This is a genomic window from Amycolatopsis sp. NPDC049159 (genome assembly GCF_040648295.1).
Taxonomy (GTDB): domain Bacteria; phylum Actinomycetota; class Actinomycetes; order Mycobacteriales; family Pseudonocardiaceae; genus Amycolatopsis; species Amycolatopsis pretoriensis_A.
In genome coordinates, this window is the sequence record NZ_JBEZDL010000002.1 from 496472 (window position 1) to 521974 (window position 25503).

Consider the following 25503-nt stretch of genomic DNA (forward strand, 5'->3'; position numbering starts at 1 on the left):
GACGTCCTCTCAGATCGCGGGTTCGAGGGCGGGAGCGGGGCGCAGCCGCAGCCAGCAGAGCCAGCCGATCACCAGTGCGCCGCCGACGAACTCTATCGGGAACAAGAGCATCCAGGGGGCGCCCGAACCGGCGACGTCGTAGATCTCCGCACGCGGCCAGGCGATGTTCACGATCATGGCGACGCCGTAGAGCACGGCTGCGCCGTTCAGCGGAACACCCCAGCGGCCCAGGGAAAACCGGCCGGGTTCCGCGGGGAAGCGCCCGCGCAGCCTGGCGACCAGCAGCGGCCCGGTGACCAGCAGGTACGCCAGGTAGACGACGACCACCGACGTCCCGGTGATCGTGCTGAAGAGCGTCGGGTTGCCGACGTTGAGGAGCAGCAGCGCGATGGCGAGCGCGCCGGAGACGAGGGCGGGCGCGACCGGCGTCCCCGTGCGCGGATTCACCGACGAAAGTCGGGCGGCGGCGGGGAGCGCGCCGTCGCGGGCCATCGCGTAGAGGAGCCGGACGGTGCCGGTCTGGATGGTGAGGGTGCAGACCACGACGGCGACGGCGACGTCGGCGAGGAAGACGCGGCCGAGGGTGTCGCCGAAGACGGCGGTGATCACGTACGGCAGGCCGTGGCCGGCGAGCTGCCCGTCGGTGAGGCTGGGCGCGGCCATCAACGCGGTGACGACCACGGCGAGCCCGCCGATCCCGGACACGAGCACGGCGCGCAGGACCGCGCGGGGCGCCGTCTTCCGCGCATCCTTCGTTTCTTCGGCGACCGACGCGGCGGTGTCGAAGCCGTAGAGCACGTACGCGGCCATGAGCGCCGAAGCGAGCACGCCACTGATCCCCGCGCTCGTGCCGGGGGCGTCGTGCAGCACCACCTGCGGACCGCGGACGGCGAACAGCCCCAGCCCGGTGATCAGGACGACGACGCCGAGCAGCTCGGCCGCGACGCCGACGTCGTTGATCCGGGCCATCAGCCGGACGCCGCCGGCGTTGACGAGCGTGGTGAAGACGAGCAGGAGCGTGCCGAGGAGGACGGCGTTGGCCGCGCCCGACGGCGACGTCACCGACGGGTCGCCGCCGACGAGCTGGAAGCCGTCCCACACCGAGGGCAGCACCACTTGCAGCGCGATCGCCGCGGCGGCGAGGGCGACGACGCAGCCGAGCAGCATCATCCAGCCGGCGAGCCAGCCGAGGAACCCCTTCGAGAGCTGTTTCGCCCACTGGTAAACGGATCCGGCGAGCGGGAAGCGCGCGGCGAGTTCGGCGAAGGTCAGCGCCACGAGCAGCTGGCCGCCGAGCACGACCGGCCACGTCCAGAAGAAGAGGGGGCCGCCGAAGGTGTAGCCGAAGCCGAAGAGCTGGAAGACGGTCGTGAGGATGGAGACGAAGGAGAAACCGGCGGCGAAGGCGGAGAACCCGCCGAGCGACCGGCGGAGCTCCTGGCGGTAACCGAAGGCGGCGAGATCGTCGGGTGGCATGCGGTCTCCTTGTTTCGATCGTTTGACAGAAATTAGGGCCGCGGCGGGACTTCTCGATCTCCGGCTCGTTAGGGCTGCGTTAACGGGCGCGCCTTCCGGGCGTCAACAGCGACATGCGGGCGTAACCGGCCTCGGTGCGGGTGCCGCGGAGCCGGACCTGGCAAGATCACGCCCGTGGTCAAAGGGGCGGGAGTCGGCAGGCCGAGGGCGAGCGGAGCGGCGGCGAGCCGCCCGGACGCCCGCCAGGCGGTGCTCGACGCGGCGGGAGAGCTGTTCACCGGAGCCGGTTACGCGGCGACGACGACCCGCGCGATCGCGGAGCGCGCGGGCCTGAGGCAGGCGTCGCTCTACTACCACTTCCCGGCGAAGGAGGACATCCTCGCGGCGTTGCTGGCGGAGACGGTCCGGCCGTCGTTGGACTTGGCGGCCCGCCTGGTGGGTGCTTCGGGCCCGGCGGCGGTGCGGCTGTGGGCGCTGGCGTACGCGGACATCGGCTTGCTCGGTGGGGCGCGGCACAACCTGGGCGCGTTGTACTTGCTGCCGGAGGTGGCCTCCCCGAACCTGGCCCGCTTCCGCGCGGAGCGAGCGGACCTGAAGGCGGCTTACGGCAGCCTGGTGGCGGCTTCGGGGGTGGCCGCGGAGTCGGTGGCGATCCGGACGGACCTGGTGTTCGGGCTGGTGGAGAGCATCGCCGTGGTGCGCCGGGACGACCCGTCGTTGGACGTCGAGGCCCACGTCCGTGAGGGAGCGGACGGGGTGGTGCGGCTGGTCGGGGCGGGTGAGCCGACGGATGAGTTGCGGGCGGAGGCGCACACGCTGCTGGCGACTCTGGCGGACTGACCGGTTCAGAGGTCCCGGAGTTCCCGGAGCATGCGGACACCCAACTGGATCGACTGGGAGCCGATGCGGAGCGGTTGGAGGGCTGCGCGTAGCGGCGCGTTTCTCCTCTCAAGCGCCTGCGCCCTGCTGAGGTATTCGGCGATCGTTTTCTCCATGCTCTGGAGCTCGTCGATCGGCGGGACGAACTCCAGGTGCTCCTTCCGAGCCTGAGCCACCATCTCCGCGCTGCCGTGGGAAGCCACGAAGGCCAGGTAAGAGCGCATGATCGCGTCAGTCTCGGCGACCGTAGCTTCGAAATCGGTGCCGGCCTGCTGGATGTTCACCGACAACGGTTTGATCGTGTCGGTGGCGCGGGCGATTCGTTCTTTGGCGGCATCCGGAGATGCGCCGTCGATGTCGGCGGCGGCTTGGTGCATCTCCGCGTTGATGCCGAGGAGAGAACCCATGATGGTGGCGAGCTGCCGCCCGAGCAGTCCGGCCACCTGTTTCAGCCGGTCTCGATGTTCTTGAAACCCGGGCGGGCCTTCGTCGGCCGTGAGCGCGGACTTCGGTTCCGGCAACCGCTCGAGCTTGCTTTCAGCCGACTGGATGGCGTTGATCAGCTTCTTCGACACGGCGGCCATGGTTCTCCGCCACTCGGCCGTCCCTGCCCCGGCGAGCACGGCTTCCTCGATGTCGATGTGCTGCAGCTTCTCGACGATCCGGACGTTCGCGTCGTCGCTGCTCTCGGTGATGAGCTCCCGCCCCAGGACGATCAAGGGCAGGATGAGCTGGGTGAGCCCGAGTTCGTTGGCCTTGGCGTAGAACGCGGTGAGTTCTTCCCGGCAGGCGCTGCTCCGGTAGAAGTAGTTCATCGTGACCGCGGGGATGAAGACCATCGCGGCGCAGAGCTGCTCGAGAGACACCTTCAGCGGAGTCACGAAGTTGAAGAAAGGCCAGGTGCGCGGGTGATCGACTCCTGGCACCACACGGCAGCGACCCGGAATTGTCCCGGATCTGTCCCGCGTCAGGAAGCCGTCGTCTGCAACGCCTTGCTCAGCGCCGAAGCCGTCAGCTCCACCTGCCACGGCCGTGCCCCGCCCGCGCGCAGCACCGACGCCACCGAGTCTTCGTCCGTCTCCGCCGGTGGGCGCCAGCACGTGCGGCGCACCAGGTCCGGCAGCAGCAAGTTCTCCACCGGCAACCGGCGGTCCTCCGCGATCGCCGTCAGCGCCGCGCGCGCCGCCGACAGGCGGGCCGCCGCGTCCGGGTCCTTGTCCGCCCAGCGGTTCACCGGGGGCGGGCCGTCCGTCGGCTGGGACGGTGACGGGAGTTCGGACGCCGGGAGCGCGCGGGCCGCCTGCAAGTGGCGGAGCCAGCTCGCCGTGTACTTGCGCTGGACGCGGCCGCTGAAGACCGGGAGGGCCTGGAGGTCCTCGACCGTCTTCGGGTCGGCCGTCACCGCGTTGACGATCGCGCTGTCCGGGAGGATGCGGCTCGGGGCCCGGTCGCGCTTGCGGGCGAGCTCGTCGCGGGCCTGCCACAGCTCGCGGACCGCAGCCAGGCCGCGGGGGTTGCGGATCTTGTGGACGCCGGACGTCCGGCGCCACGGCTCGGCCCGCGGGGCCGGCGGCGGGGCCAGGCGCACGTTCTCGAACTCCTGCCGCGCCCACTCCAGCTTGCCCTGGGCGCCCAGCTCCGCCTCCAGCTTTTCGCGCAGCTGGATGAGCAGCTCGACGTCGAGGGCCGCGTAGTTGAGCCAGTCGACCGGCAGCGGCCGCTTCGACCAGTCCGCCGCGCTGTGCCCCTTTTCGAGGGTGTAGCCGAGCAGCAGCTCGACGAGCGTCCCGAGCGCGACGCGTTCGTAGCCCGCCAGCCGGCCGGCCAGCTCGGTGTCGAACAGCTCCGCCGGGTGCAGGCCCAGCTCGGCGAGGCAGGGGAGGTCCTGGGAGGCCGCGTGCAGCACCCACTCCAGGTCGTTGAGGACTTCGCGCAGCGGGGCGAGGTCGTCGGCCAGTGCGATCGGGTCGATCAGCACCGTGCCGGAACCCTCGCGGCGCAACTGCACGAGGTAGGCCTTGGGCCAGTACCGGTAGCCGGACGCGCGTTCGGTGTCGACGGCGACCGCGCCGGTGCCCGCGGCGAGTCGCGCGCAGGCCTCGGCCAGCGCGGACGGTTCGGTGATCACCGGGGGCGTGCCCTCGGCGGGTTCTCGTAGCAGCACAGGGCCGCCCGTGGACTCGATCTCCATCCCGGTGTCCTCGGCCTCTGCACTTCCCATAACTGACGACCCTACGGGACGGGCGTACCGCGCCTGGTCCGCCCGCCCCGCAGGGAGGTTCGCCTGTGTCAGCGGATCACGCCGGCCCGCATGGCCAGCGCCACCATCTGAGCCCGGTCGCCCGTGCCGAGCTTGCGCCCGATCCGGGACAGGTGGGACTTGACGGTGAGAGCGGAGAGCGAAAGCTCCTCGCCGATCTCCTTGTTGGACTGTCCGTCGGCGACCAGCTGGAGCACCTCCACCTCACGAGCGGACAGCTCGCGCGGGGTGTTGTCGGTGCCCGCGACGCGGGTCCCGGTGGCCAGCACCGGAGCCACGCTCGGGTCGGCGTAGACGCCGCCCTCGAGCACACGCCGCACGCCATCGGTCACGACGACCGGTGACGCGGACTTCAGCAGGTACGCCTGGGCCCCGGCCTGGAAGGCCGAGCGGACCGCGTACGGGTCGTCCGAGGATGCGAGTACCACCACGCGCGGCCAGCCGTGGCTACGGAGTTCCGTAACCAGCTCGATGCCGCTGCCGTCCGGCAGTCCGAGATCGAGGATCGCCAGGTCACAAGGCCCTGTGGCCTGTGCTCGCGCCCTCGCCTCGGCCACCGTGGCGGCTTCGTGGACGGTCCCCGCACCCATCTGTGCGAGTCTTGCTGCGATTGCCTCCCTCAACAGCGGGTGGTCGTCGACCACCAATACCGAAAAGAGCTCTTCCCGCGGGTGCGGAACCATGCTCGCCGGCAACGCGCCGGCTGGCGTGGATCGGACGGCCTGAGAAATGCCGACGGTAGCCACGTCACTACCTCCCTGGAGTCGGTCGTGCCCCCCGACCGGCACCGGGACCTTCGGCCGTTCAGCCGCGCCAGCTTTAGACCGAAAGTGGTGTCGTCGAAGGCACTGTAGCCGCCCTGAGGCCGTTGCGGGGGGATCGAATGGGTATCTATCTCAAACGAACAGTCACTCAGTGGGTTCGTAGTAACACGATCGGGCTAGTACACGGCCGGTTGTTAACGGATAGCCCAGCGAACACGATGCAAAGAAGTTGCCGACGGCCAAATGGCCGTGCAGATGGGGTGTGCAGCTGCCGGTGCGCCTAGTGACGAGGGGCCGGATGGGCGCGGGCCGCCCCCGGAATGTGCCTCCGGCCGGGGCATGATCAACGGTGCGGAGCGGGGTCGGCGGGGTTCGCCGAGGCCGTGGGGCGTGACTGTCCGTGTCGATCACCGGGGTCGGATCGGCCCAGTGCCGCCGAGTTGATCTTGTTGCGGTGCGTGACCGCGCGGAGTCACTAACGAGGAGACGTGAAACGGCCTCAGGGCGGCCGGCCGAGGGCTGGGGTGTCCGTGATCGTTCGACGCTGTTCAGGGCGTGCAGGGGCGCTTCAGGGGGCCGGAAAGACGTGAACGGCGTTCAGTGGATGTGAAATTTGCTCACATCGGTACAAGGCGGCTCGCCGGGGACGGCTCGCGCCGGTCCACCGTTGCCGATTCGTTGCCGATGATCGCCCGATCGCCGCGGGCCTTCGGGAGCTCTGTGGCGCGGCACTTGTCATGAACGGGTCGTTCACCGCGTCCGGCGTGGGGAAAGGGTCGTTCATGACAGTCCGGCTGCTGCGCCGAGATCCGGCGTCCCACCCCGGAGGAGAGTGCCGATGATCGCCGCGGGCCTTCAGGAGCTTTGGGGCGCGGCACTTGTCATGAACGGGTCGTTCACCGCGTCCGGCGTGGGGAAAGGGTCGTTCACGACACTCCGGCTGCTGCGCCGAGATCCGGCGTCCCACGCCGGAGGAGAGTTTGCCGCGGGGCGAGTCAGGAGCTCTGGCGCTGCCCGAAGAGCGTCACGCCGACCGGCGGCAGGCCCACGACGCTCGCCATCACCTGGCAGAACGCCTGCCCGTGCGGCAGCAGCCCGGCGTCGGCCGGGGTCCACGACGCCCGCAGCTCCAGGTCGTCCGTGTGGGCCGGGCCCGAGATGTCGCCGAAGCGGGCCGAGGACGTCTCGGTGACCGTGCCGCCCAGTGCCGTCCAGCTCGCGCCGGACACCTCCAGCGCGTCCGTCAGCCAGGACCAGCCGACCGCCGGCAGGAACGGGTCGGTCGCCAGTTCGCGGTCCAGCTCCGCGCGCACGTACATGACCAGCCGCAGCACGCCGTCCCAGCCTTCCTGGCCCTCGGGGTCGTGCAGCAGGACCAGCCGGCCGGACGCCAGCACGTCCGCGGGCCCGGCGACCTCACAGCTGACCGCGTACGACCACGGCGCGAGCCGCTGCGGGGCCCGCATCGGCTCCAGCAGCACCTCCCGGCGGGGCCGGACGGACTGCAGCGCCGCGACTGCTTCGCGGAAGAGTTCGGGCACTGGCGTCATCGCGGTCACGCTTCGACTTTAGGGCGGGCACGCCCCGTTGCGGGCGCAGGCGCGCCGATAGAAGCACCGTCGCCGGCACGTGGCACGATTGACCGCGATGTCTCCGACCACGCCCTTGCCGCAGCAGGCCGCCCCGGCCGCCCGCCGCGAGCTGCCCGAAGCCCCGTTCCTGGCCGCCGCACGCGGCGAACGCCCGGCCCGCACGCCCGTCTGGTTCATGCGCCAGGCGGGTCGTTCGCTGCCCGAATACCGCGCGCTGCGCGAGGGCGTGCCGATGCTCGACGCCTGCTTCGACCCCGAAATGCTCGCCGAGATCACGCTGCAGCCGGTGCGCCGCCACGGCGTCGACGCGGCGATCCTCTTCAGCGACATCGTGGTGCCGCTGAAGGCCGCCGGCGTCGACATCGACATCGTGCCCGGCACCGGCCCGGTGGCCGCCGCGCCGGTGCGCGACCTCGCGGCGGTGAAAGCACTGCCGGAGCTGGAGCCCGGCCACGTCTCGAAGGTCGCCGACGGCGTCCGGCTGCTCGTCGAGCGGCTCGGCGGCACCCCGCTGATCGGCTTCGCCGGCGCGCCGTTCACGCTGGCCAGCTACCTCATCGAGGGCGGCCCGAGCCGCAACCACGAGCACACCAAGGCCCTGATGCACTCGGAGCCGGCCCTGTGGCACGAGCTGGCCGGCCGCCTGGCCGACGTCGCGCTGACGTTCCTGCGCGCCCAGCTCGACGCGGGCGTCGACGCGGTCCAGCTGTTCGACTCCTGGGCCGGCGCGCTGTCCGAGCGGGACTACCGCGAGTTCGTCCTGCCGCACTCGGCGAAGGTCCTCGACGGCGTCGCCGCGTACGGCGTGCCGCGGATCCACTTCGGCGTCGGCACCGGCGAGCTGCTGCCCGCCATGCGCGACGCGGGCGCGGACGTCGTCGGCGTCGACTGGCGCATCCCCCTCGACGAAGCGGTGCGGCGCCTCGGCGGGCACGCCGTCGTCCAGGGCAACCTCGACCCCGCGCTGCTCCACACGTCCTGGCCGGTCCTCGAAGCCGAGGTCCGCCGGATCGTCGAAGAGGGCAAGGCGGCCGACGGCCACATCTTCAACCTGGGCCACGGCGTGCTGCCGGGTGTCGACCCGGACGTGCTGACGCGCGTGGTCGGGCTGGTGCACGAGCTGTGAAGCGCGTCGCGGTCGTCGGGGGCGGCGTTTCCGGGCTGACCGCGGCGTACCGGCTGCGGCGGCTGCTCGGTCCGGACGCCGAGATCGTCGTGTTCGAGAAGACGAAGACGCCGGGCGGGAAGCTGCGCACGGCCGAGCTCGCCGGCGTGCCCTACGACGTCGGCGCCGAGGCGTTCCTCGTCCGCCGTCCCGAGATGCTGGCGCTGGTCCGCGAGCTGGACCTCGACGTCGTCCACCCGACGAAGGCCCGCGCGAAGATCCACGCCGGTGGCAGCGTGACGGGCATGCCGGCCGGCACGCTGATGGGCGTCCCGGCGTCCGCGGAGTCCGTGGCCGGCGTGCTTTCCGAAGCCGGACGGCGGGCCGTCGAGGCCGAGGTCTCCCTGCCGGAGCTGCGGCTGCCGAGCGGTGACCTGCCGCTGGGGCCGCTGCTGCGCGAGCGCTTCGGCGACGAACTGGTCGACCGGCTGGTCGACCCGCTGCTCGGCGGCGTCTACGCGGGCGGGGCGGACGGCCTCGGCCTGCGCGCGACCATGCCCGGCCTGGCGTCGGCGCTGGCGGCGGGCGCGGGCTCGCTGACCGCGGCGGCGGCCGCGCAACTGCCGGCTAACCCGTCCACCGCGCCGGTGTTCGGCACCGTCCCGGGCGGGCTCGGCACGGTGATCGACCGGCTCACCGAAGCTTCCGGCGCGGAGCTGCGGACCGGGCTGCCGGTCTGCGACATCGAGCGGCACGGCGCGGGCTGGCGGCTGCGCATCGGCGCCGCGCCGACCGCGCACGCGCCCGCGGACAACACCGTCGAGGCCGACGCCGTGGTCCTCGCCGTCCCCGCACCCTCGGCCCGGCGGCTGCTGGCCGACCTGGTGCCCGTGGCTTCGGCGGCGTTCGGCGAGGTCGAACTGGCGTCGATGGCCGTGGTCGCGATGGCGCTGCCGCCCGGCACGCGGCTGCCGGAGGCGTCGGGGATCCTGATCGGCCACGGCGAGCGCGACGCTTCGGGCCGGCCGTACGCGTCGAAGGCGTTCACCTTCTCTTCGCGCAAGTGGGGCCACTTCGGCACCGGCCCGGTGCTGGTCCGCGGCTCGGTCGGGCGCTTCGGCGAGCTGGGCGCGCTGCAGGCCGACGACGTCGAGCTGGTCCGCGTGGTCCGCGCCGACCTCGCGCGCCTGACCGGCGTGACGACCGCGCCGATCGAGACGCTGGTGACGCGGTGGGGCGGCGGGCTGCCGCAGTACGGCACCGGGCACCTCGAGCGGGTCGAGCGGATCGAAAAGGCGATCGCGGCGGTCCCGGGGCTCGCGGTCGCCGGGGCGACGCTGCACGGAGTCGGGCTGCCGGCGTGCGTGGCGACGGCGGAGGCGGCCGCGCAGCGGATCGCGGCGCAGCTCGCCGAGTGAGTGCTCTCACCTGACCCGTGGCGGCGACGTCCCCCGCGCGGTGACAGGATGGACGCATGGCGCGGGTCAACTACAACGAGCTCAACGACACCATCCGCTACACGACCTGGTCGGTGTTCCGGATCGAGCCCGGCAGGCTGGGCGAGGACCGCGGGACCGCCGGCCGGGAGACCACCGAGTACCTCGACGGCCTGGAGGCGAAGGGCGTCGTGGTCCGGGGCGTCTACGACCTGTCCGCGCTGCGCGCCGACGCCGACTACATGATCTGGTGGCACGCCGAGGAGATCGAGCAGGTCCAGGCCGCCTACGCCGGGTTCCGCCGGACGCCGCTCGGGCGCGCGTCGACGCCGGTCTGGAGCCAGACCGCGCTGCACCGGCCCGCCGAGTTCAACAAGAGCCACATCCCCGCCTTCCTCGCCGGGGAAGAGGCGCGCAAGTTCATCTGCGTGTACCCGTTCGTCCGCTCCTACGAGTGGTACCTGCTGCCGGACGCCGACCGCCGCAAGATGCTGGCCGACCACGGCAAGGAAGCCCGCGACTACCCGGACGTGCGCGCGAACACCGTCGCGTCCTTCGCGCTGGGCGACTACGAGTGGATCCTCGCCTTCGAGGCCGACGAGCTGCACCGCATCGTCGACCTGATGCGCCACCTGCGCGGTACCGAAGCGCGGCTGCACGTCCGGGAGGAAATCCCGTTCTACACCGGCACGCGCGTGCCGCCCGCCGAGCTCGTCGCGGCCCTGCCGTAGTGCGCGAGGCAGTCGAGGGCGTCTGGGAGGCGCTCACCGGTTCGCGGCCGGGACCCTTCGAACTCACCGGCACCGAAGACGTGCTTCCCGGCCCGTACCGGGTGGCGGCCGCGGCGACGGCGTCCATCGCGGCGGCGACCCTGGCGGCGGGCGAACTGCTGAAGCTGCGCGGGATCGAGCCCGGCGTCGTCACCGCGGACACGCGGCACGCGGCGGCGGCGTTCCACAGCGAGCAGCTGCTGCGGGTGGACGGCACGGGCGCGGAGTCGGTCTGGGCACCGCTGTCCGGCAACTACCGCGCGGCCGACGGCTGGGTGCGCCTGCACTGCAACTACCCGCGCCACGAAGCGGCGGTGTGCTGGGGCCTCGGCGTGCCCGGAACCCGCGGCGCGGTCGCGAAGGCGGTCGCCGGCCGTCCCGCGCGCGAGATCGAGCACGCGGTCGTCAGCGCCGGGGGAGCGGCCGCCGAGCTGCGCACGCCGGAGGACTGGGCGGCGCACCCGCAGGGTTCGGCGGTGGCCTCGCTGCCGCTGGTTTCGCTGGAGCCGCTGGACGCGGCGCCGAAACGGACGTTGTTCTACTCGGACCGCCCGCTGGGCGGCGTCCGGGTCCTGGAGCTGACGCACGTCCTCGCCGGCCCGGTGGCCGGCCGGGTCCTGGCCGCGCACGGCGCCGACGTCCTGCACGTCGGGGCGGCGCACCTGCCGCGCGTCGAAGCTTTGGTGCGCGACACCGGCCAGGGCAAGCGTTCGACGTTCGTGGCACTCGACACCGAGGGCGGCCGCGCGCGGCTGAAGAAGCTGATCAGCCGGGCGGACGTACTGGTCCAGTCGTTCCGCCCGGGCGCGCTGGAGAAGATCGGGTTCGGCCCGTCGGAGCTGGCTGAGCTGCGGCCGGGCCTGGTGATCGCGGACCTGAGCGCGTACGGCTGGGAGGGTCCGTGGGCCCGCCGGCGCGGCTTCGACAGCCTGGTCCAGATGTCGAACGGGATGGCCTGGGGTCCGGAGGAGCCTTCGCCGCTGCCGGTCCAGGCGCTGGACCACGCGACGGGCTGGCTCGCGGCGGCGGCGGTCATGACGGCGGTGCACCGCCAGCTCACCGACGGCGGCACGTGGCGCGCCCGGCTTTCGCTGGCGGGCACGGGCCGGTGGCTGGATTCGCTGGGCCGCAAGGATCCCGCGGCCGTCGAGGTCGACTACAGCGACCTGATGGAGGACGCGGACAGCGGCTACGGCCGCCTGACGCGGGTCCGCATGGCGGGCGGGCTGCCGGGTGCGGAGCCCCACTGGGACTTCGGAACGCGGCTGCCGGGAGTCGACAAACCGACCTGGACCCCCTGACGGAGGCCCGCCCGTCCCTGGGGGCCTATGTGGTTGTCAAGCCGCGGCGGGGGCAGGAGCTGGTTCAGGGCGGCGTTGTGGTTCTTGCCCTCGGCTCGTTTGCGGTCGTGGTAAGCCCTGCTGGTCGGCCCGCGTGCGTTGTGGATCGGCGCGGTGAACGACTCGTTCACCGCGCTGGACGTCGTGAAAGGGTCGTTCATGACGTCCGAGTTCCGAGGGACCCGGCACGAATGACACCGCCGCCCGCCGATGCCGGGGAAGACTGCCGGGCCGGCCACCGACCCAGCCCGGACGACGTGAAAAGGAACTCCTCAGCGGCGCCGAAGCCGGTCCCGCAACCCGCGCCGGGGCTTCGGCAGGTGACCCCCGTCGATCAGCCAAGCCACGAACTCGTCCGCGTACGCCCCCGAGCGTTCCGCGGCCAGCTTCGGCCGTCCCGAAGTGAACTCCGCGAACAGCGGCCCGTACCGCTCACCCAGCGCCTCGGCCACCTCGGGCCGCTGATGAGCCAGCACCCGCCCGTGCTTCCGCCGCAGCACCGAAGCCTCCACCTGAAGCCGCGAAGCGTCGAAGCCCGCGGGGGCGGGGCCGGAAGCCAGCAACGCCTTCAGCAGCTCGGCCTGACGGCGGGCCAGCTCCTCCCGGCTCACCCCGTCACCGCCGCGCGCAGCGCCGCCAGCTCCGCGGCCAGCTCGTCGTCGCTCGGGTAGTCGTCGTCGCGCTCCAGCAACACCCCCGGCGGGTCCGTCCGGCGACGCAGCTCCGTCAACAACGAAAGCACCTCCGGCAGCACCGGGTGCGCGTGCGTGTCGTGGTAGACGCCGTCGCGCTCGATGCCGCCCGCCATGTGCACGTAGGCCAGCCGCTCCCACGGGATGCCGTCCAGGAACGCCACCGGGTCCGTGCCGATGTTGCGGGCGTTCGCGTACAGGTTCGCGACGTCGATGATCAGCCGGCAGCCGGTCCGGTCGGTCAGCTCCGTGAGGAACTGTTCCTCGGTCAGCTCGTTGTCCGGCCAGTCCAGCACCGCCGCGATGTTCTCCAGCGCGAACGGTACGTCCACGATGGACTGGGCCAGCCGGACGTTCGCCACCAGCACGTCCAGCGCCTCGCGGGTGCGGGGGAGCGGCATCAGGTGCCCCGAGTCGAGCCCGCCCGCGCGCACGAAGCACACGTGGTCGCTGACCAGGGGCGCGTCCACGGCCCGCGCGATCTCCGCCAGGTGCTGGACGCGGCCGGTGTCGAGGGGCTCGGCGCCGCCCAGCGACAGCGAGACGGCGTGCGGCAGCACCGGCAAGCCCTTGCGCCGCAGGGCCACCAGCGTCTCCGGGAGGTGGTCGGCGTGCAGGTTCTCCGCGACCACCTCCACCCAGTCGACACCGGGCAGCCGCGCGATGGACAGGTCCAGTTCGTGCCGCCAGCCGATGCCGATGCCGAGCTCACCCACCGCAGCCCCCTCCGCCGCACGAAGAACCGCAGGACGAGCCGCTGCTGCACGACGACGAGCTCGAGCACGACGAGCCGCTGCTGCACGACGAACCGCCCGACGAGCCACCGCCGCCGAACGACGCCGGCGGGGTCAGCGCCGCGCTGAGCTCCTCGTCCGGGTACATCGACCAGCCGCCCAGCGCGACCGCCGCGGCGGCGCCGCCGAGCAGCACGCCGCCCGCGAGCATGCCCGCCGGCACCGGGCCGGACGCCGCCGAGCGCGCCTGGCCGAGCACGCGGTGCCCCGCCGCCGACGGCTGCCGGGCGCCCGTCTTCGACCGGCGGACCGCCGCCACGATCGCGAGCACCGCCGCGATCAGCACCACGAACACCAGGACCCCGACCGGGCGGCCGAGCGAGATGCCGTTGACCAGCCGCACCAGGCCGAAGGCCAGCACGGCGAGCTGCAGGACGAGCCCGATCGTCCGCGACTGCCGCCTCGCCGCCGCCGACACCAGCAGTCCTTGCTGGTCGAGGCCGGTTTCCAGCGCCTTCATCACCGCGGAGCGGCGGACGTACGCCCGGATCGTCGCCGTCGTCTTCAGCTGCGCCACGTCGTAGACCGCCTGCTCCAGCGGCTCCGACGGCCGGGCTCCGGCCTGGCTGACCTGCTTGTAGCTGTTGACGCGCAGCTGCCCGCGGTCCACCAGCGCCGCGACCGCCGCGTCGACGGCCCGGTCGGGGCCGCCGGCGAGGAACGCGAGCTGGTAGACGGTCGGCGGCGGGACCGGCCTGCCGTCGTCCGCGCGCATCGCGCGGCCGGCCATGACGCCGGACACGATGAGCCTGACCAGCAGGACCACGCCGAGCAACGCGATGTAGAGGACCACGAAATCCGGTCCGGAAATGCCCCACGGGTCGTTCATCGCCCGTCTCCCCTCAGTGAGTCGCGATTACCGTAGCTGTGAGACGCACGCGCTCGCGTCGGCGTTTCAACCGCCGCAGCCCCCGCCGCCACCACCGCACGAGCTGCCCCCGCCGCCGCAGGAACTCCCGCCGCCCCCGCCGCAGGAGCTGCCGCCGTAGTAGCCGACGGCCGCGCCGCCCCCGGCCCCGGCGAAGCGGGTACGGCTACGGCGGCTGTGAGCGCGTGCGGTCGAGTGCTGCGCGGCCCGGGTGACGGCCAGCCGGACGTCCTTGTCGGGGTGCGCGCTCAGCCCGCCCGCCGCGACGGCGCCCGCCGGGCCGGCCACGAGCGTCCCGGCGCGGCGAGCCGCTTCGGCCGCCGCCCGGCCGGCGAACGTGGCCTTGACCTCGCGCGGCTTGCGCGCCTTCACGGTGACGGTGATCGCCACGACGACGCCCACCGCGAGCAGGCCGAGCAGGATCCCGACCGGGTGCCCGCTGCTCGCCCCGGCGATCAGCCGGACCAGGCCGACGGCGACCACGACCCAGTAGGCCACCGCGGTGGTGACCCAGGTCGAACGCAGTTTCCGCGGGTCGGCGAGCAGTCCCCGGCCGATCAGCGAGGTCTCGAGTTCGAGCGCGGTCTTGTGCTCGGCCGCGGCGTCGCACACGCGCTCGACGGCGGAGCCGTTCTTGCCGATGCGGCTGAGGGCTTCGCGGCCGGCGCTGTCGATCGTGGTGCCCTTGACGCGGCTGAGCCGCCCGTTGCCGGCCAGCCGGATGACCTGCTGGTCGAGCAGGCCGGCCACGACGTACTCGCCGAAGCGCCGCCGGCCGCCGGTCAGCAGCGCCAGCTCTTCCGGCCGCTTCGGCGTGCCGCCCGCGTGGCCGCGCAGCAGGAGTCCGCCGCGCACCGCGGCGGCCAGCGCCGGCAGGAGCAGCAGAGCCAGGTACAGGCCCGCGAACACCGGTCCGGGAATGCCCCAGGTGTCGGTCATGAGTCCGCCCTCCCTCGTCCGTGTGCGGAGACTACGTTCGAGGAAGGGCGGTGGGTTGCCGGCTTAAGGAGGATTTAGGCTGGCGGGTTTCCGGGCTCGGGGACCAGCTTCAGGGAGATCGAGTTGATGCAGTAGCGCTGGTCGGTCGGGGTCGGGTAGCCCTCGCCCTCGAAGACGTGCCCGAGGTGGCTGTGGCAGGAGCCGCAGAGCACCTCGATCCGCTTCATGCCCATCGCGCGGTCTTCGCGCAGCAGCACCGCATCGGAATCCGCGGGGTCGAAGAAGGACGGCCAGCCGCAGTGGCTCTCGAACTTCGTGTCGCTGCGGAACAGCTCCGCACCGCACGCGCGGCACTCGTAGACGCCGGTCGTCTTGGTGTCGGTGTATTCGCCGGTGAACGGCCGTTCGGTCCCCGCCTGGCGAAGGACGGCGTACTCGTCGGGGTTGAGCTGCTGCCGCCATTCCTGCTCGGACTTCACGACGCGCGGGGTCGCGCCGACAACGGGTTTCATACCTTTCACCCGATCCACGTTACGCCGCGAGCCACGCGAGGGCGTGCACGACGATGTCCCATGCGGTCACGATCACGCCGAGGACGATGAGCACCACGATCAGGGCCGACACCCAGTAGCGCAGCCCGCCGAGGCGGTTGCTGGAATCGGCGAAGTCGGCCACGCCGTCCAGCGCCGCCTCGATGGTGAAGTTGGGGCCGGAGCGTTCCATCCGGTCGAGGTGCTCGGCGAACGCGCGCGCCTCCGGGTCGTAGGGGTCCAGGCCGACCAGGTCCTCGTGGAAGCGAGGATTCTGGCCCGGCAGCGAAGCTCCGTTCTCGGCCATACCCCCACGGTAAGCCATCGGCGCCCGTCAGCCCACCAGCGGCGCGTTAAGTCTCAGTACCCGGAGCCGGGCGCCCCTTGCGGGCCGAGCCGCGTGTCGGCGTCGATGAGCATCGTGCCGCCGACCGTGACGATCCGGTAGGCGTTGCGCGTGCCGTTGACCGTCAGGTTCATCGTGATCGAGCCGTCGGAGTTCGCGCCGCCGCTGTCGGCGCGGGCGCTCGCGTAGTCGGCGACCTTGTTGTTCGCCCAGTACTCGGCGAACGCCTGCTCGCTGCCGTACACCTGCTGCGCGGCCGGCGTCAGCTTCGACCAGCCGCCGGCGGGGTTGTCGTAGAAGCCCGTGATGGCGTGGCCGGCCGCCTGGAAGTCGGTGATCTTGCCTTCCGGGACCGTCTTGCCGAGGCCCGCGGGGGCGTTCGTCGCGCTGCTCTGCCCGCTCTTCGGCGTGGTCTGGCCCGTGGTCGGCCGGGCGCCCGGCGACTGGGCGGTCTGGTCGCCGCCGGCGCCGTCGCTGCCGGAGTTCAGCACCAGGAACAGGACCACCGCGGCCACGACGACCGCGGCTCCCGCCCCGGCGAACAGGGCGTACTTGCGCTTGTTGTCCGGCTTCGCGGTGTTCGACGAGTACTGCGGGGCCCTGGCCGTCGGCGAGGCCGCGGGCATCGGTCTGGGCGGGGTGTTCGGCGGCGCGGCCGGCGACCGCATCGGCATGAACGCCGCGGTCGGGCGCGGCGGGTTCGACGCCGCCTTGTTCGCGTGCACCGGCGTGCCGACCGGCGGCGACTGCGGCGCGGGCTGGTCGGTGCGCTGCCACGGCGGGCGGTCGCCGCTCTCGGCCGGGGCGGCGGGCTTGCGGCCCGCGTTGCCGGAGAGCAGCGGCGGCGACGCGCTCATGCCGCCGGGCTCGGTCCGGGCCAGCGCGGCGAGCCGCTCGCGGGCCTCGGCCATGCTCGGCCGCTCGCCCGGCTCGCTGCGCAGCAGGCTCATCAGCAGCGCGGTGGCCGCGCCCGCCTGCACCGGCGGGTTGATCTGGCCGTTCGCGGCCGCGTAGAGCAGCGCGAGCTGGTTGGTGGTGTTGCCGTACGGCGTGGTGCCCTCGATCGCCTGGTAGAGGGTCGCGCCGAGGGCGAAGACGTCGGAGCTGGGCACCGGGTCGGCGCCGCGCGCCAGCTCGGGCGCCAGGTACGCGGGCGTGCCGCCGATCAGGCCGGTCGCGGTGAGCGTCATGTCGCCGGCCGCGCGTGAGATGCCGAAGTCGGTGATCTTCGCGGTGCCGGTCTCGTCGATCAGGATGTTGCCGGGCTTGACGTCGCGGTGCACGATCCCGGCGCGGTGCGCGGCGACCAGCGCGGACGCGACCTGCTCGCCGATCCGGGCGATGCGGCCGAGGGGCAGCGTGCCCTCCTCGGACAGGATCGTGGACAGGCTGGGCCCGTTCAGGTACTCCATCACCAGGCACGGGTCGCCGTTGTGCTCGGCGATGTCGAACACCACGATCGCGTTCGGGTGCTGGAACCGGGCGGCGTTCTTCGCCTCGCGCATCGCGCGCTGGCGCATGTTGTCGCGCTCGGTCTCGGAGACGCCCGGCTGGGGCAGGATCTGCTTGATCGCGACGTCGCGCTCGAGGCGTACGTCGGTGGCGCGCCACACGACTCCCATGGCACCGCTACCAATGTGCTCGACGAGGCGGTAGTGCCCCGCGATCAGCTGACCGGTGTCGATGGCGACTGCTCCTGACGAAATTCCCGGTGGTGGTGACCCTGCTCAGCGCGTTTCCGCTTCGCGCACCCGATCGAGTGTAGCGGTCGGCCCGGTGCTCTTCGCGTCAGCCAGCCGGTCCGGCGGGCTCCGGTGCGGGCACCGGCGCCCGTTTCCGGAAGACCCGGACCAGGCCGATCGCCCCGGCCAGCGCGAACACGCCGTAACAGACGAGCAGCGCCGGTGGCGTTCCGCCGGTCAGGGCGTCGCCGAGGACGACCACGGCGACGGTGCCGGGCACGCTGCCCAGCAGCGTACCGGCGAGGTAGGGGAACGGTCGCACGGACGACACGCCGCAGAGGTAGCTGAACGGGGCGAACGGGACGACCGGGATCAAGCGCAGCGAGGTGATGGCCAGGACGCCGCCGTCGGAGAGCCGGTCGTTCACGGTCCGGACGGCGGACCGGTGCAGGTGGCGGGTGACGAGGTCGCGCCCGAGCAGGCGGGCCAGCCCGAAGGACAGCGCCGCCGCGATGGTGGTGGCGGCCAGGCCGATCGCGATGCCGGCCGCGGTGCCCACGAGCAGCCCGGCGGCGAGGTTGAACACGGTCCGCGGGATCGGCGCCACGGTGAGCAGCGAGTAGGCGACGAACAGCACGAGCGGGGTGGCGGCGCCGGTGGTGGCCGCCCAGGCCCGCAGTTCGGCCGGACCGGGGATCGGCAGCAGCACCGCGGCCGCCGCGAAGACGGCGAGCACGGCGAGCGCGCAGATCAGCTTGGTGCGGCCGGACACCCGCCCGAGCTTACCGGCGGGCGTTTTCGCGGGCGCCGGGGAGCGGATCACCGCTAGCGTGGCCGCATGCCGAAGCACGGAGACCCGGTCGAGTACGAGGTGGGCGGGCGGACGGTCCGCGTCTCGAGCCCGGACAAGGTGTACTTCCCCCAGCGCGGCATCACGAAGCGCCAGGTCGTCGAGCACTACATCACCGTCGGCGCCCCGCTGCTGCGCGCGATCGGCGAGCGGCCGACCACGTTGAAGCGCTACGTCGACGGTGTCGAAGGCGAGTGGTTCTACGCCAAGCGCGTGCCGAAGGGCGCGCCGCCGTGGGTCGAGACCGCCGAGATCACGTTCCCGTCGGGCCGCAAGGCGGCCGAGGTGTGCCCGACCGAGCCCGCGGTGTTCGCGTGGGCGGCCAACCTGGGGACGTTCGACTTCCACCCGTGGCCGGTCCGCCGCGCCGACGCCGACCACCCGGACGAGCTCCGCATCGACGTCGACCCCCCGGACCGGGCGGGCTTCGCCGACGCGGTCGAGGTGGCCCGGGTGGTCCGCGAGGTGCTGGCGGACGCGGGCCTGACCGGCTACCCGAAGACGTCCGGCGGCCGCGGCGTGCACGTCCTGGTCCGGATCCGCCCGGAGCGGGACTTCGTCGAGGTCCGCCACGCGGTGATCGCCCTCGGCCGCGAGGTGGCTCGGCGCATCCCGGAGAAGGCGACGATCGCGTGGTGGAAGGAGGAACGCGGCGGCCGGGTGTTCCTCGACTACAACCAGGCGGCTCGCGACCGCACGGTGGCCTCGGCCTGGTCGGTCCGCGGCACCCCGCGGGCGACGGTCTCGACGCCGCTGACGTGGGACCTCCTGGACGAGGTCGACGCGGACGACTTCGACGTGCTGACGATCCCGGCGTTCCTGGCGTCGCACGGGGACCTGCACGCGGGGATGGACGCGGAGGCGTTCGGGCTGGAGACGGCGCTGGAGTGGTACGAGCGCGACCTGCGGGACGAGGGGCTGGGGGACATGCCGTACCCGCCGGACTACCCGAAGATGCCGGGGGAGCCGAAGCGGGTCCAGCCGAGCAAGGCCCGCCCGGACTGAGTCACGGCTTGCGGCAGCTCACCGCGGTCACCGTCGCCTGGGGGACAACCTTGCCGGACTTGGTGCTCATCGAGGTGCGATCGACGCGGTAGGACGAGCCGCCCGCCGAGCCGGAGCGCCGCCTGGGCGACCCGGCCAGGTCGACGGAGTACTCCCTCGCGGCCGGTTCGGGCAGCGCCGGTTCGCTCGTGGCCGGCGCCACGAAAGCCGGGATCGAAGGGCTGGTGGCGGCGGGACCTGCGGCGGCGAAGCACCCCGCCGTCGGCGGAGATCCAGGCCCGCTCGGTCCGCGCAGGGGACCTGCTGGGACTTCTCGAGGCGCGGATCGGCGCTCCCGCCGACCGCGAGCGCCGCCACGGGCAGGACGGCGAGCGCGCCAAGGCACCTCCGGCGCTTCGACCGGCCAACCCGGCACGCCTGTCACCGAACGCCGCGGAAATACCCCCATCCGATACCCGCTGTAACGAGCCACACAGCCGTGTCTCCCACCACTCCCGCCCAGGCCGTCAAAGCTTTAATCGGCCGCCCCGAAATACCCTGCCGAACGCGGAGTGATCACCCGGGCGCCCGCTGTCGCCTTTCGGGTCACAAATGGTGCACGGCCTTCTTCGAGATCACGATCACCGGCTTCGCTGGCGTAACGTGCGGTCCCGAATCGATGACTCCCCGGGCAGGGCCGGGGGGCGGGTTCGAGGAGGGAGGCCCTCGTGGACGACCTGATCGCATTCCTCGCCGCGCGCGTGGGCGCGCGGCAGGCGATGATCATGCAGGCCGTCAACAAGGCGAAGGCCGGCGACGCGATGAACCGCGGGGAGACCAAGGTCGCCGTGGAGCAGCGGATCCGCGGGCTCAGCGATCTCGACCTCGACGCGGTCAACCAGATGATCAACGAGATCGAAGCGACCCGGCGGATCCTGCTCGCCCACCGCACCACGGTGTCGGAGAAGGTCCCCGGTTTTCCGCTCTACGGCAGCGAATACTGGTGTGAGACCTGCCACGTGCCCGCCGACGAGGCCGGCTCCAACTGGTGCCTCACCCTGCGCCTGCTGGCGCTGCCCTACGCCGACCACCCGGACTACAGCGAGCGCTGGCGCCCCTGACGGGAATCCCGGTCACGGCGGCGCGTTGCACCCCGTGTGAAGTTCTCGGTCCTGGATCGCTCGCCCGTGCGGCGGGACGGCGGTCCCGCGCGGGCGCTGCGGGACACCGTCGCGTTCGCCGCGGGCATCGAACGGCTGGGGTACCACCGGTTCTGGGTGTCCGAGCACCACGGCGTGCCCGGGGTCGCCGGGTCCGCGCCGACCGTGCTCGCCGCCGCCGTCGCCGGGGCGACCTCGCGGATCCGCGTCGGGACCGGTGGGGTCATGCTGCCGAACCACCGGCCGCTGGTCGTCGCCGAGCAGTTCGGGGTGCTGGAAGCGCTTCACCCGGGCCGGATCGACATGGGGCTCGGCCGGTCCGTCGGCTTCACCGGCGGGGTCCGCGACGCGCTGGGGCAGGGCAAGGACGCCGCCGACGGGTTCGCCGCGCAGGTGCGCGAGCTGCTCGGGTTCTTCACCGGCGAGCACGGCTACCCGGGCGTCCACGCCTACCCCGCCGAAGGGCTGCGCGTGCCGCCGTTCCTGCTGGCCACCGGCTCCGGCGCGGACCTCGCCGCGGAACTCGGGCTGCCGCTGGTGATCGCGCCCGTCCGCGGGGAACGGGCGCTGGCCGAAGCCGTGACGCGCTACCGCGACGGGTTCCGGCCGAGCGCGTGGGCGCTCGAGCCGTACGTCGTGGTGTCGAGCGCGATCGCCGTCGCGGACTCGGCCGCGGACGCGCGGCGGCTGCTCGTCTCGGAGGCCTGGGCGACGGTGTATTCGCGCTCCCACGGCGTCTTCCCGCCGCTGGACCCGCCGTCGGACGTCCTTGCCACGCCGATGACCGACCGCGAACGCCGCCGCCTCGAAGAGACCCTCGACGGCCAGATCTCCGGCACGCCGGCCGAAGTGCGGGACCGGCTGGGCGCGCTGATCGAGGCCGCGGGAGCCGACGAGGTTTTGGCGACGACGGCCGCGCACGACCAATCCGCGCGGCTCGATTCATTCGCCGCACTGGCCCGATCGGCGGAACTGCCCGCACTCGTGTGAGCCGATTTCCCGATACGCCGAGAGCGCGTCGAAGAATTACCGCCGGCGCATTTCCGGCCGTTCAGCCGAGGACGAACGGCAGCCGCGCGGTCAATTCGCCCAGCGCGGTCGCTTCGGCCGCCGTCGGTGGCCGCCGCCCGGTCGCCACCAGCAGGACGTCGGTGTCGGAGAACGACGCCGGGAACGCCGTCCCCGCGATCTCCTCCAGCACCGCCCGCGTCCGCGCCGGTCCCTCCGGCGGCGGCCCCGGAACCGACGGCAGGTGGGCCACCAGGTCGAGGTGGTGCAGCGTCCACTCCAGCACGTACGCCGAGAGGTAGTCGCCCGCGGTCAGGACCATGTCCTGGGTGCGCACGCGCGTGCCCGGGTCGGCCAGGTCCGCCGCGCGCCCGGCCGCCGAGCCGACGTCGTCGAGGTGGAACTTGAGCAGCGCCGGGTCTTCGTACGCCGCGGCCAAGCGGACGATCAGGGCGTCCAGCGGGTCGTCGCCCGTCGGGGCTTCGGAGCCGACCGCCCAGTACGTCACCGAGTCGTGCGTCACCGCCGACGAAGCCGGCGTCACCAGCGTGATCAGCACGTCCTGCGCGTCGATCACCAGGTGGCACACCAGGTCCCGGACCAGCCAGCCCCGGCAGCCGGACGGCTTCGCGAAGTCTTCGTCGTGAAGGGAAGCGACCGCGGCGCGCAACGCCGCCCACGTGCGCGAGAAGAGATCCACGGCGGCGAAGCTAGCAGGATCAGAGCCTCAGCTGCAGCTGGGTGAGGATGCGCTGGGCGGGGTCGTCGAAGTCCACTCCGGACACCTCGGTCGCGCGGCGGACACGGTAGCGCACGGTGTTGGGGTGGATGTTCAGCACCCGGGCCGCCGACCGGACGTCGCCGAACGCGTCCAGCCAGGCCAGGACCGCCGGGACGAGGATGCCGCCGTGCTCGGCGTCGTGCTCGGTCAGCGCGGTCAGGCGCGGGTCGCGGATGCGCGGCTGCCCGCCCAGGTACGCCAGCACCTCCGAGAGCAGCACCTCGGCGCGGACGTCGGCCAGCGAGGCGACGTCGGCGGCCCAGTGCCCGCGCGCCATCGCCGCCAGGACGCGGTCGGCGTCGCCCCGGGACGCGGCCGCGTCGGACAGGCGCGGCACGACGCCGCCGAGCGCCACCCGCACCGGGACGTCCAGGTGCCGCCGGGCGGTGGCGGCGATCTCGCGCGCCAGCGCCAGCACGGCCGCGTCGGAGTGCTCGGGCAGGTCCGGCAGCAGCGCGTAGACGCGGCCGCCGATCACGCTCACCAGCGCGCTGCGCCGGTAGGCCGCGGTGTGCACGGCGATCAGGTGCACCAGCTCCGCGCGCCGCAGCTGCCGGTTGCCCGACCGCTCCAGCGAGAACGCGAGGACTTGCGCCGGCCGTGACGGGTCGGCGCCGATGTCGTCCGCGACGGACTCCGCATCGAGCCGCCCTTCCAGCAGGCTGGCCAGGAGGTCTTCGCGCAGCCGCAGTTCGGGGCTCGGCAGCGTGCGGGCGCGGATCAGCTGCGGCGCGAGGGTCCGGCTCGCGCCGAGCAGGGCCGTTTCGGCGCGTTCGGTGAGCGGCTGGGCGCCCTCCTGGACCCAGATCGTGCCGAGCGGCTGCTTGCCGGCGTGGATGCCGGCCGCGATCCGCCGCCGGATGCCCAGCTCGGGGCGCTCGTCGATGCGCACGATCCCCTCGCCCGCACGCAGCCGCTGGTAGACGCCCCATTCGCGGAGCATCGCGAGGTAGCGTTCCGGGCCTTCGCGCCCGAGGATCGACAGCCGCCGCAGCTCGTCCACCTCGTCGCCCGCCCGCGAGTAGGCGAGCACGCGGTTCGCGGTGTCCTCGATGCTGACCAGGCCGCCGGTGAGCGTCGCGATGGTCTGGGCCAGCGCGAACAGGTCGCCGAGCACCTCGCCGCTGGCCGCCTCGCCACCCGCCCGCGCGGCCTCGACGACCCCGCGGGCCAGCGACTCGACCTGCTCCCACCGCGCTTCGGTGCCGACGGTGAGCAGCGCGACGCCCGCGTCGGCGGCGACGTCGGCGCCCGTCGCGCCCTTGACCGCCACCGCGGCCGCGCCCCCGCGCCCGGCCGCGCGGATCGCCGGCGCCGCCGCCCGGCCGCGGGCGCCGATGACCAGCACCAGGTCGCCCGGCGAGGCTTCCAGGGGATCTTCGGGGTCGAGGATCACGACGTCGGAGACCGGCACGCCGAGGCCGTGCGGCGCCACGACGACCTCGACGAGCGGCTCGCCGAGCGTCGCCAGCACGTGCCGCAGCGACGTCATCTCCGAGCTATCCGATCGGACAAGATCATACGAGCGATTTTAGCCGGTTGGACAAGCCGCCGGGGAGTGTCCGGAGTTACCGTTCGGGGCATCCAGACGTAGCAGGATTGGCAGAGGAGCCGCCGTGGACGCCGTGACCCAGACCCCCGCCCCGAAGAACGAGCCGGTGCTGACGTACGCGCCGGGCAGCGCTGAGCGCGCGGAACTCGAGGGTGCGCTCAAGCGGCTGGGCCAGGCGGAACCCGTCGACCTCACGGTCACCGTCGGCGGCGAGCAGCGCCCCGGTGGCGGCGAGAAGATCGACGTCGTCCAGCCGCACAACCACAAGCACGTGCTGGGCACCATCCACAGCGCCACGGCGCAGGACGCCACCGACGCCATCGCGGCCGCCGCGAAGGCCGCGCCGGAGTGGCGCTCGCTGTCCTACGACGACCGCGCCGCGATCCTGCTGCGCGCGGCCGACCTGCTGACCGGCCCGTGGCGCGCCACCCTCAACGCCGCCACCATGCTCGGCCAGTCCAAGACCGCCACCCAGGCCGAGATCGACGCCGCCTGCGAGCTCGCCGACTTCTGGCGCTTCAACGTCGAGTTCGGCCGCCGCGTGCTCACCGAGCAGCCGATCAGCTCCCCGGGCGTGTGGAACCGGCTGGAGCACCGCCCCCTGGAAGGCTTCGTCTACGCGATCACGCCGTTCAACTTCACCGCGATCGCCGGCAACCTGCCGACCGCGCCCGCGCTGATGGGCAACACGGTCCTGTGGAAGCCGTCGCCGACCCAGTCCTTCGCCGCGCACCTGACCATGCGGCTGCTCGAAGAGGCGGGCATGCCCCCGGGCGTCATCAACCTGCTGCCGGGTGACGGCAAGGCCGTCTCCGAGGTCGCCCTGACCCACCGCGACCTGGCCGGAATCCACTTCACCGGCTCGACCGCGACGTTCCAGCACCTGTGGGGCACGGTCGGCGCGAACATCGCGGGCTACCGCTCGTACCCGCGGCTGGTCGGCGAGACCGGCGGCAAGGACTTCGTGCTCGCGCACCCGTCCGCCGACGTCGACGTCCTGCGCACCGCGCTCGTCCGCGGCGCCTTCGAGTACCAGGGCCAGAAGTGCTCCGCGGCTTCGCGCGCGTACGTCCCGCGCAGCCTGTGGACGAAGCTGAAGGACGGCCTGGTCGCCGAGACCGAGGCGCTGTCCTACGGCGACGTCACCGACCTGTCGCACTTCGGCGGCGCGGTCATCGACGCCCGGGCGTTCGCCAAGCACACCGCGCTGTTCGACAGCGTGAAGGACGACGCTTCGGTCGAGGTGCTGACCGGTGGCACCGCCGACGACAGCGTCGGCTACTTCGTGCAGCCGACGATCCTCGTGTCGGACAACCCGAAGCACGAGATCTTCTCGACCGAGTACTTCGGCCCGATCCTCTCGGTGCACGTCTACGAGGACGGCGACTTCGACGCCGTGCTCAAGCTCGTCGACGAGACGGCCGCGTACGCGCTGACCGGCGCGATCATCGCCAACGACCGCACGGCCGTGGCGAAGGCGGCCGAGGCGCTGCGGTTCGCCGCGGGCAACTTCTACGTCAACGACAAGCCGACCGGCGCCGTCGTCGGCCAGCAGCCGTTCGGCGGCGCGCGGGCCTCGGGCACCAACGACAAGGCGGGTTCGATCTTCAACCTGCAGCGCTGGACGAGCCCGCGCTCGATCAAGGAGACGTTCGTGCCGCCGACCTCCGTGCGCTACCCGCACCAGGGCTGAGA

Annotated in this window: 25 protein-coding genes; 9 read left to right on the forward strand and 16 right to left on the reverse strand. The window is 72.7% G+C overall.

The window, feature by feature from the left end; all coding sequences use genetic code 11:
* Nucleotides 1–9: 9 nt before the first annotated feature.
* A complete protein-coding gene (locus tag AB0B33_RS05520) occupies nt 10–1476 on the reverse strand; it encodes an amino acid permease (protein WP_360767197.1) in 1467 nt (488 codons plus the stop codon).
* Between the two features lie 174 nt (nt 1477–1650).
* Between AB0B33_RS05520 and AB0B33_RS05525 the strand changes: the two genes are divergently transcribed.
* Nucleotides 1651–2316: a helix-turn-helix domain-containing protein gene (locus AB0B33_RS05525; protein WP_360767200.1), complete on the forward strand. Its 666-nt coding sequence runs from the start codon at nt 1651–1653 to the stop codon at nt 2314–2316.
* Between the two features lie 5 nt (nt 2317–2321).
* Here the strand turns inward: AB0B33_RS05525 and AB0B33_RS05530 are convergent, their stop codons facing one another.
* The 4 genes from AB0B33_RS05530 to AB0B33_RS05545 form a co-directional block, all read right to left on the reverse strand.
* Entirely contained in the window at nt 2322–3236 is a 915-nt protein-coding gene (locus AB0B33_RS05530) for a hypothetical protein (RefSeq protein WP_360767203.1), read from the reverse strand.
* Between the two features lie 86 nt (nt 3237–3322).
* Nucleotides 3323–4576 carry a ribonuclease D gene (locus AB0B33_RS05535; protein WP_360767206.1) on the reverse strand — a complete coding sequence of 418 codons (1254 nt, stop codon included), beginning with the start codon at nt 4574–4576 and terminating at the stop codon, nt 3323–3325.
* 68 nt (nt 4577–4644) lie between these two features.
* Nucleotides 4645–5361 carry a response regulator transcription factor gene (locus AB0B33_RS05540; protein ID WP_033261886.1) on the reverse strand — a complete coding sequence of 239 codons (717 nt, stop codon included), beginning with the start codon at nt 5359–5361 and terminating at the stop codon, nt 4645–4647.
* A gap of 1013 nt (nt 5362–6374) precedes the next feature.
* Entirely contained in the window at nt 6375–6938 is a 564-nt protein-coding gene (locus AB0B33_RS05545) for a DUF3000 domain-containing protein (protein ID WP_360767209.1), read from the reverse strand.
* An 88-nt stretch (nt 6939–7026) separates the two neighbouring features.
* On the opposite strand from AB0B33_RS05545, the gene hemE reads away from it, so the two are divergent.
* From hemE to AB0B33_RS05565, 4 genes are read left to right on the forward strand one after another with little or no spacing between them, the layout of a single operon-like run.
* Nucleotides 7027–8097, forward strand: coding sequence for a uroporphyrinogen decarboxylase (gene hemE / locus AB0B33_RS05550; protein WP_247011770.1), 1071 nt, complete (start codon nt 7027–7029; stop codon nt 8095–8097).
* Complete coding sequence (gene hemG / locus AB0B33_RS05555; protein WP_360767212.1) at nt 8094–9494, forward strand: protoporphyrinogen oxidase; 1401 nt, start codon at nt 8094–8096, stop codon at nt 9492–9494. The genes hemE and hemG overlap by 4 nt, the downstream gene beginning before the upstream one ends.
* A gap of 56 nt (nt 9495–9550) precedes the next feature.
* Entirely contained in the window at nt 9551–10243 is a 693-nt protein-coding gene (gene hemQ, locus AB0B33_RS05560; protein WP_360767215.1) for a hydrogen peroxide-dependent heme synthase, read from the forward strand.
* Nucleotides 10243–11583, forward strand: coding sequence for a CoA transferase (locus AB0B33_RS05565; RefSeq protein ID WP_360767217.1), 1341 nt, complete (start codon nt 10243–10245; stop codon nt 11581–11583). The genes hemQ and AB0B33_RS05565 overlap by 1 nt, the downstream gene beginning before the upstream one ends.
* 311 nt (nt 11584–11894) lie before the next feature.
* On the opposite strand, the gene AB0B33_RS05570 is transcribed toward AB0B33_RS05565, so the two are convergent.
* The 8 genes from AB0B33_RS05570 to AB0B33_RS05605 all read right to left on the reverse strand — a co-directional run bounded on the left by AB0B33_RS05570 (nt 11895) and on the right by AB0B33_RS05605 (nt 18245).
* The gene (locus tag AB0B33_RS05570) at nt 11895–12233 is read right to left on the reverse strand and encodes a hypothetical protein (RefSeq protein ID WP_360767220.1); all 339 of its coding nucleotides are present in this window, start codon (nt 12231–12233) and stop codon (nt 11895–11897) included.
* Complete coding sequence (locus AB0B33_RS05575; protein WP_360767223.1) at nt 12230–13030, reverse strand: DUF692 domain-containing protein; 801 nt, start codon at nt 13028–13030, stop codon at nt 12230–12232. Before AB0B33_RS05575 ends, AB0B33_RS05570 begins: the two co-directional genes overlap by 4 nt.
* A complete protein-coding gene (locus tag AB0B33_RS05580) occupies nt 13023–13937 on the reverse strand; it encodes a TIGR04222 domain-containing membrane protein (RefSeq protein WP_360767226.1) in 915 nt (304 codons plus the stop codon). Before AB0B33_RS05580 ends, AB0B33_RS05575 begins: the two co-directional genes overlap by 8 nt.
* A 66-nt stretch (nt 13938–14003) precedes the next feature.
* Entirely contained in the window at nt 14004–14915 is a 912-nt protein-coding gene (locus tag AB0B33_RS05585; RefSeq protein ID WP_360767229.1) for a TIGR04222 domain-containing membrane protein, read from the reverse strand.
* Nucleotides 14916–14989: 74 nt separating this feature from the next.
* On the reverse strand, nt 14990–15427 hold the full coding sequence (gene msrB, locus AB0B33_RS05590) for a peptide-methionine (R)-S-oxide reductase MsrB (protein ID WP_360767232.1): 438 nt from the start codon (nt 15425–15427) through the stop codon (nt 14990–14992).
* A 19-nt stretch (nt 15428–15446) separates the two neighbouring features.
* On the reverse strand, nt 15447–15752 hold the full coding sequence (locus AB0B33_RS05595) for a hypothetical protein (protein WP_192782430.1): 306 nt from the start codon (nt 15750–15752) through the stop codon (nt 15447–15449).
* A 53-nt stretch (nt 15753–15805) separates the two neighbouring features.
* Entirely contained in the window at nt 15806–17461 is a 1656-nt protein-coding gene (locus tag AB0B33_RS05600) for a protein kinase (RefSeq protein ID WP_360767464.1), read from the reverse strand.
* Nucleotides 17462–17579: 118 nt separating this feature from the next.
* On the reverse strand, nt 17580–18245 hold the full coding sequence (locus AB0B33_RS05605) for a VTT domain-containing protein (protein ID WP_247011749.1): 666 nt from the start codon (nt 18243–18245) through the stop codon (nt 17580–17582).
* 66 nt (nt 18246–18311) lie between these two features.
* On the opposite strand from AB0B33_RS05605, the gene AB0B33_RS05610 reads away from it, so the two are divergent.
* Entirely contained in the window at nt 18312–19328 is a 1017-nt protein-coding gene (locus AB0B33_RS05610; RefSeq protein ID WP_360767235.1) for a DNA primase small subunit domain-containing protein, read from the forward strand.
* A gap of 1 nt (nt 19329) precedes the next feature.
* Here AB0B33_RS05610 and AB0B33_RS05615 read toward each other — a convergent pair whose 3' ends face one another.
* Entirely contained in the window at nt 19330–19530 is a 201-nt protein-coding gene (locus AB0B33_RS05615; protein WP_360767238.1) for a hypothetical protein, read from the reverse strand.
* A gap of 505 nt (nt 19531–20035) precedes the next feature.
* Between AB0B33_RS05615 and AB0B33_RS05620 the strand changes: the two genes are divergently transcribed.
* Both AB0B33_RS05620 and AB0B33_RS05625 read left to right on the forward strand, forming a co-directional pair.
* A complete protein-coding gene (locus AB0B33_RS05620; protein WP_247011746.1) occupies nt 20036–20428 on the forward strand; it encodes a DUF6221 family protein in 393 nt (130 codons plus the stop codon).
* Between the two features lie 36 nt (nt 20429–20464).
* Entirely contained in the window at nt 20465–21457 is a 993-nt protein-coding gene (locus AB0B33_RS05625; RefSeq protein ID WP_360767242.1) for an LLM class flavin-dependent oxidoreductase, read from the forward strand.
* Between the two features lie 61 nt (nt 21458–21518).
* Here AB0B33_RS05625 and AB0B33_RS05630 read toward each other — a convergent pair whose 3' ends face one another.
* Nucleotides 21519–22175, reverse strand: a complete 657-nt coding sequence (locus AB0B33_RS05630) for a maleylpyruvate isomerase N-terminal domain-containing protein (RefSeq protein WP_360767245.1) — start codon at nt 22173–22175, stop codon at nt 21519–21521.
* A gap of 19 nt (nt 22176–22194) precedes the next feature.
* Nucleotides 22195–23748 carry a helix-turn-helix domain-containing protein gene (locus AB0B33_RS05635; protein ID WP_247011742.1) on the reverse strand — a complete coding sequence of 518 codons (1554 nt, stop codon included), beginning with the start codon at nt 23746–23748 and terminating at the stop codon, nt 22195–22197.
* Between the two features lie 124 nt (nt 23749–23872).
* Here AB0B33_RS05635 and pruA point away from each other — a divergent pair, with 124 nt between their 5' ends.
* Complete coding sequence (pruA, locus tag AB0B33_RS05640) at nt 23873–25501, forward strand: L-glutamate gamma-semialdehyde dehydrogenase (RefSeq protein ID WP_247011741.1); 1629 nt, start codon at nt 23873–23875, stop codon at nt 25499–25501.
* Nucleotides 25502–25503 lie beyond the last annotated feature (2 nt).

Bases quoted from the DNA above. Each gene is read 5' to 3' on its own strand.
- AB0B33_RS05580 (WP_360767226.1), bottom strand. From the start codon at position 13,937: ATGAACGACCCGTGGGGCATTTCCGGACCGGATTTCGTGGTCCTCTAC.
- msrB (WP_360767232.1), bottom strand. From the start codon at position 15,427: ATGAAACCCGTTGTCGGCGCGACCCCGCGCGTCGTGAAGTCCGAGCAG.
- hemQ (WP_360767215.1), top strand. From the start codon at position 9,551: ATGGCGCGGGTCAACTACAACGAGCTCAACGACACCATCCGCTACACG.
- AB0B33_RS05585 (WP_360767229.1), bottom strand. From the start codon at position 14,915: ATGACCGACACCTGGGGCATTCCCGGACCGGTGTTCGCGGGCCTGTAC.
- AB0B33_RS05535 (WP_360767206.1), bottom strand. From the start codon at position 4,576: ATGGGAAGTGCAGAGGCCGAGGACACCGGGATGGAGATCGAGTCCACG.
- AB0B33_RS05595 (WP_192782430.1), bottom strand. From the start codon at position 15,752: ATGGCCGAGAACGGAGCTTCGCTGCCGGGCCAGAATCCTCGCTTCCAC.
- hemE (WP_247011770.1), top strand. From the start codon at position 7,027: ATGTCTCCGACCACGCCCTTGCCGCAGCAGGCCGCCCCGGCCGCCCGC.
- AB0B33_RS05520 (WP_360767197.1), bottom strand. From the start codon at position 1,476: ATGCCACCCGACGATCTCGCCGCCTTCGGTTACCGCCAGGAGCTCCGC.
- AB0B33_RS05635 (WP_247011742.1), bottom strand. From the start codon at position 23,748: ATGACGTCGCTGCGGCACGTGCTGGCGACGCTCGGCGAGCCGCTCGTC.
- AB0B33_RS05610 (WP_360767235.1), top strand. From the start codon at position 18,312: ATGCCGAAGCACGGAGACCCGGTCGAGTACGAGGTGGGCGGGCGGACG.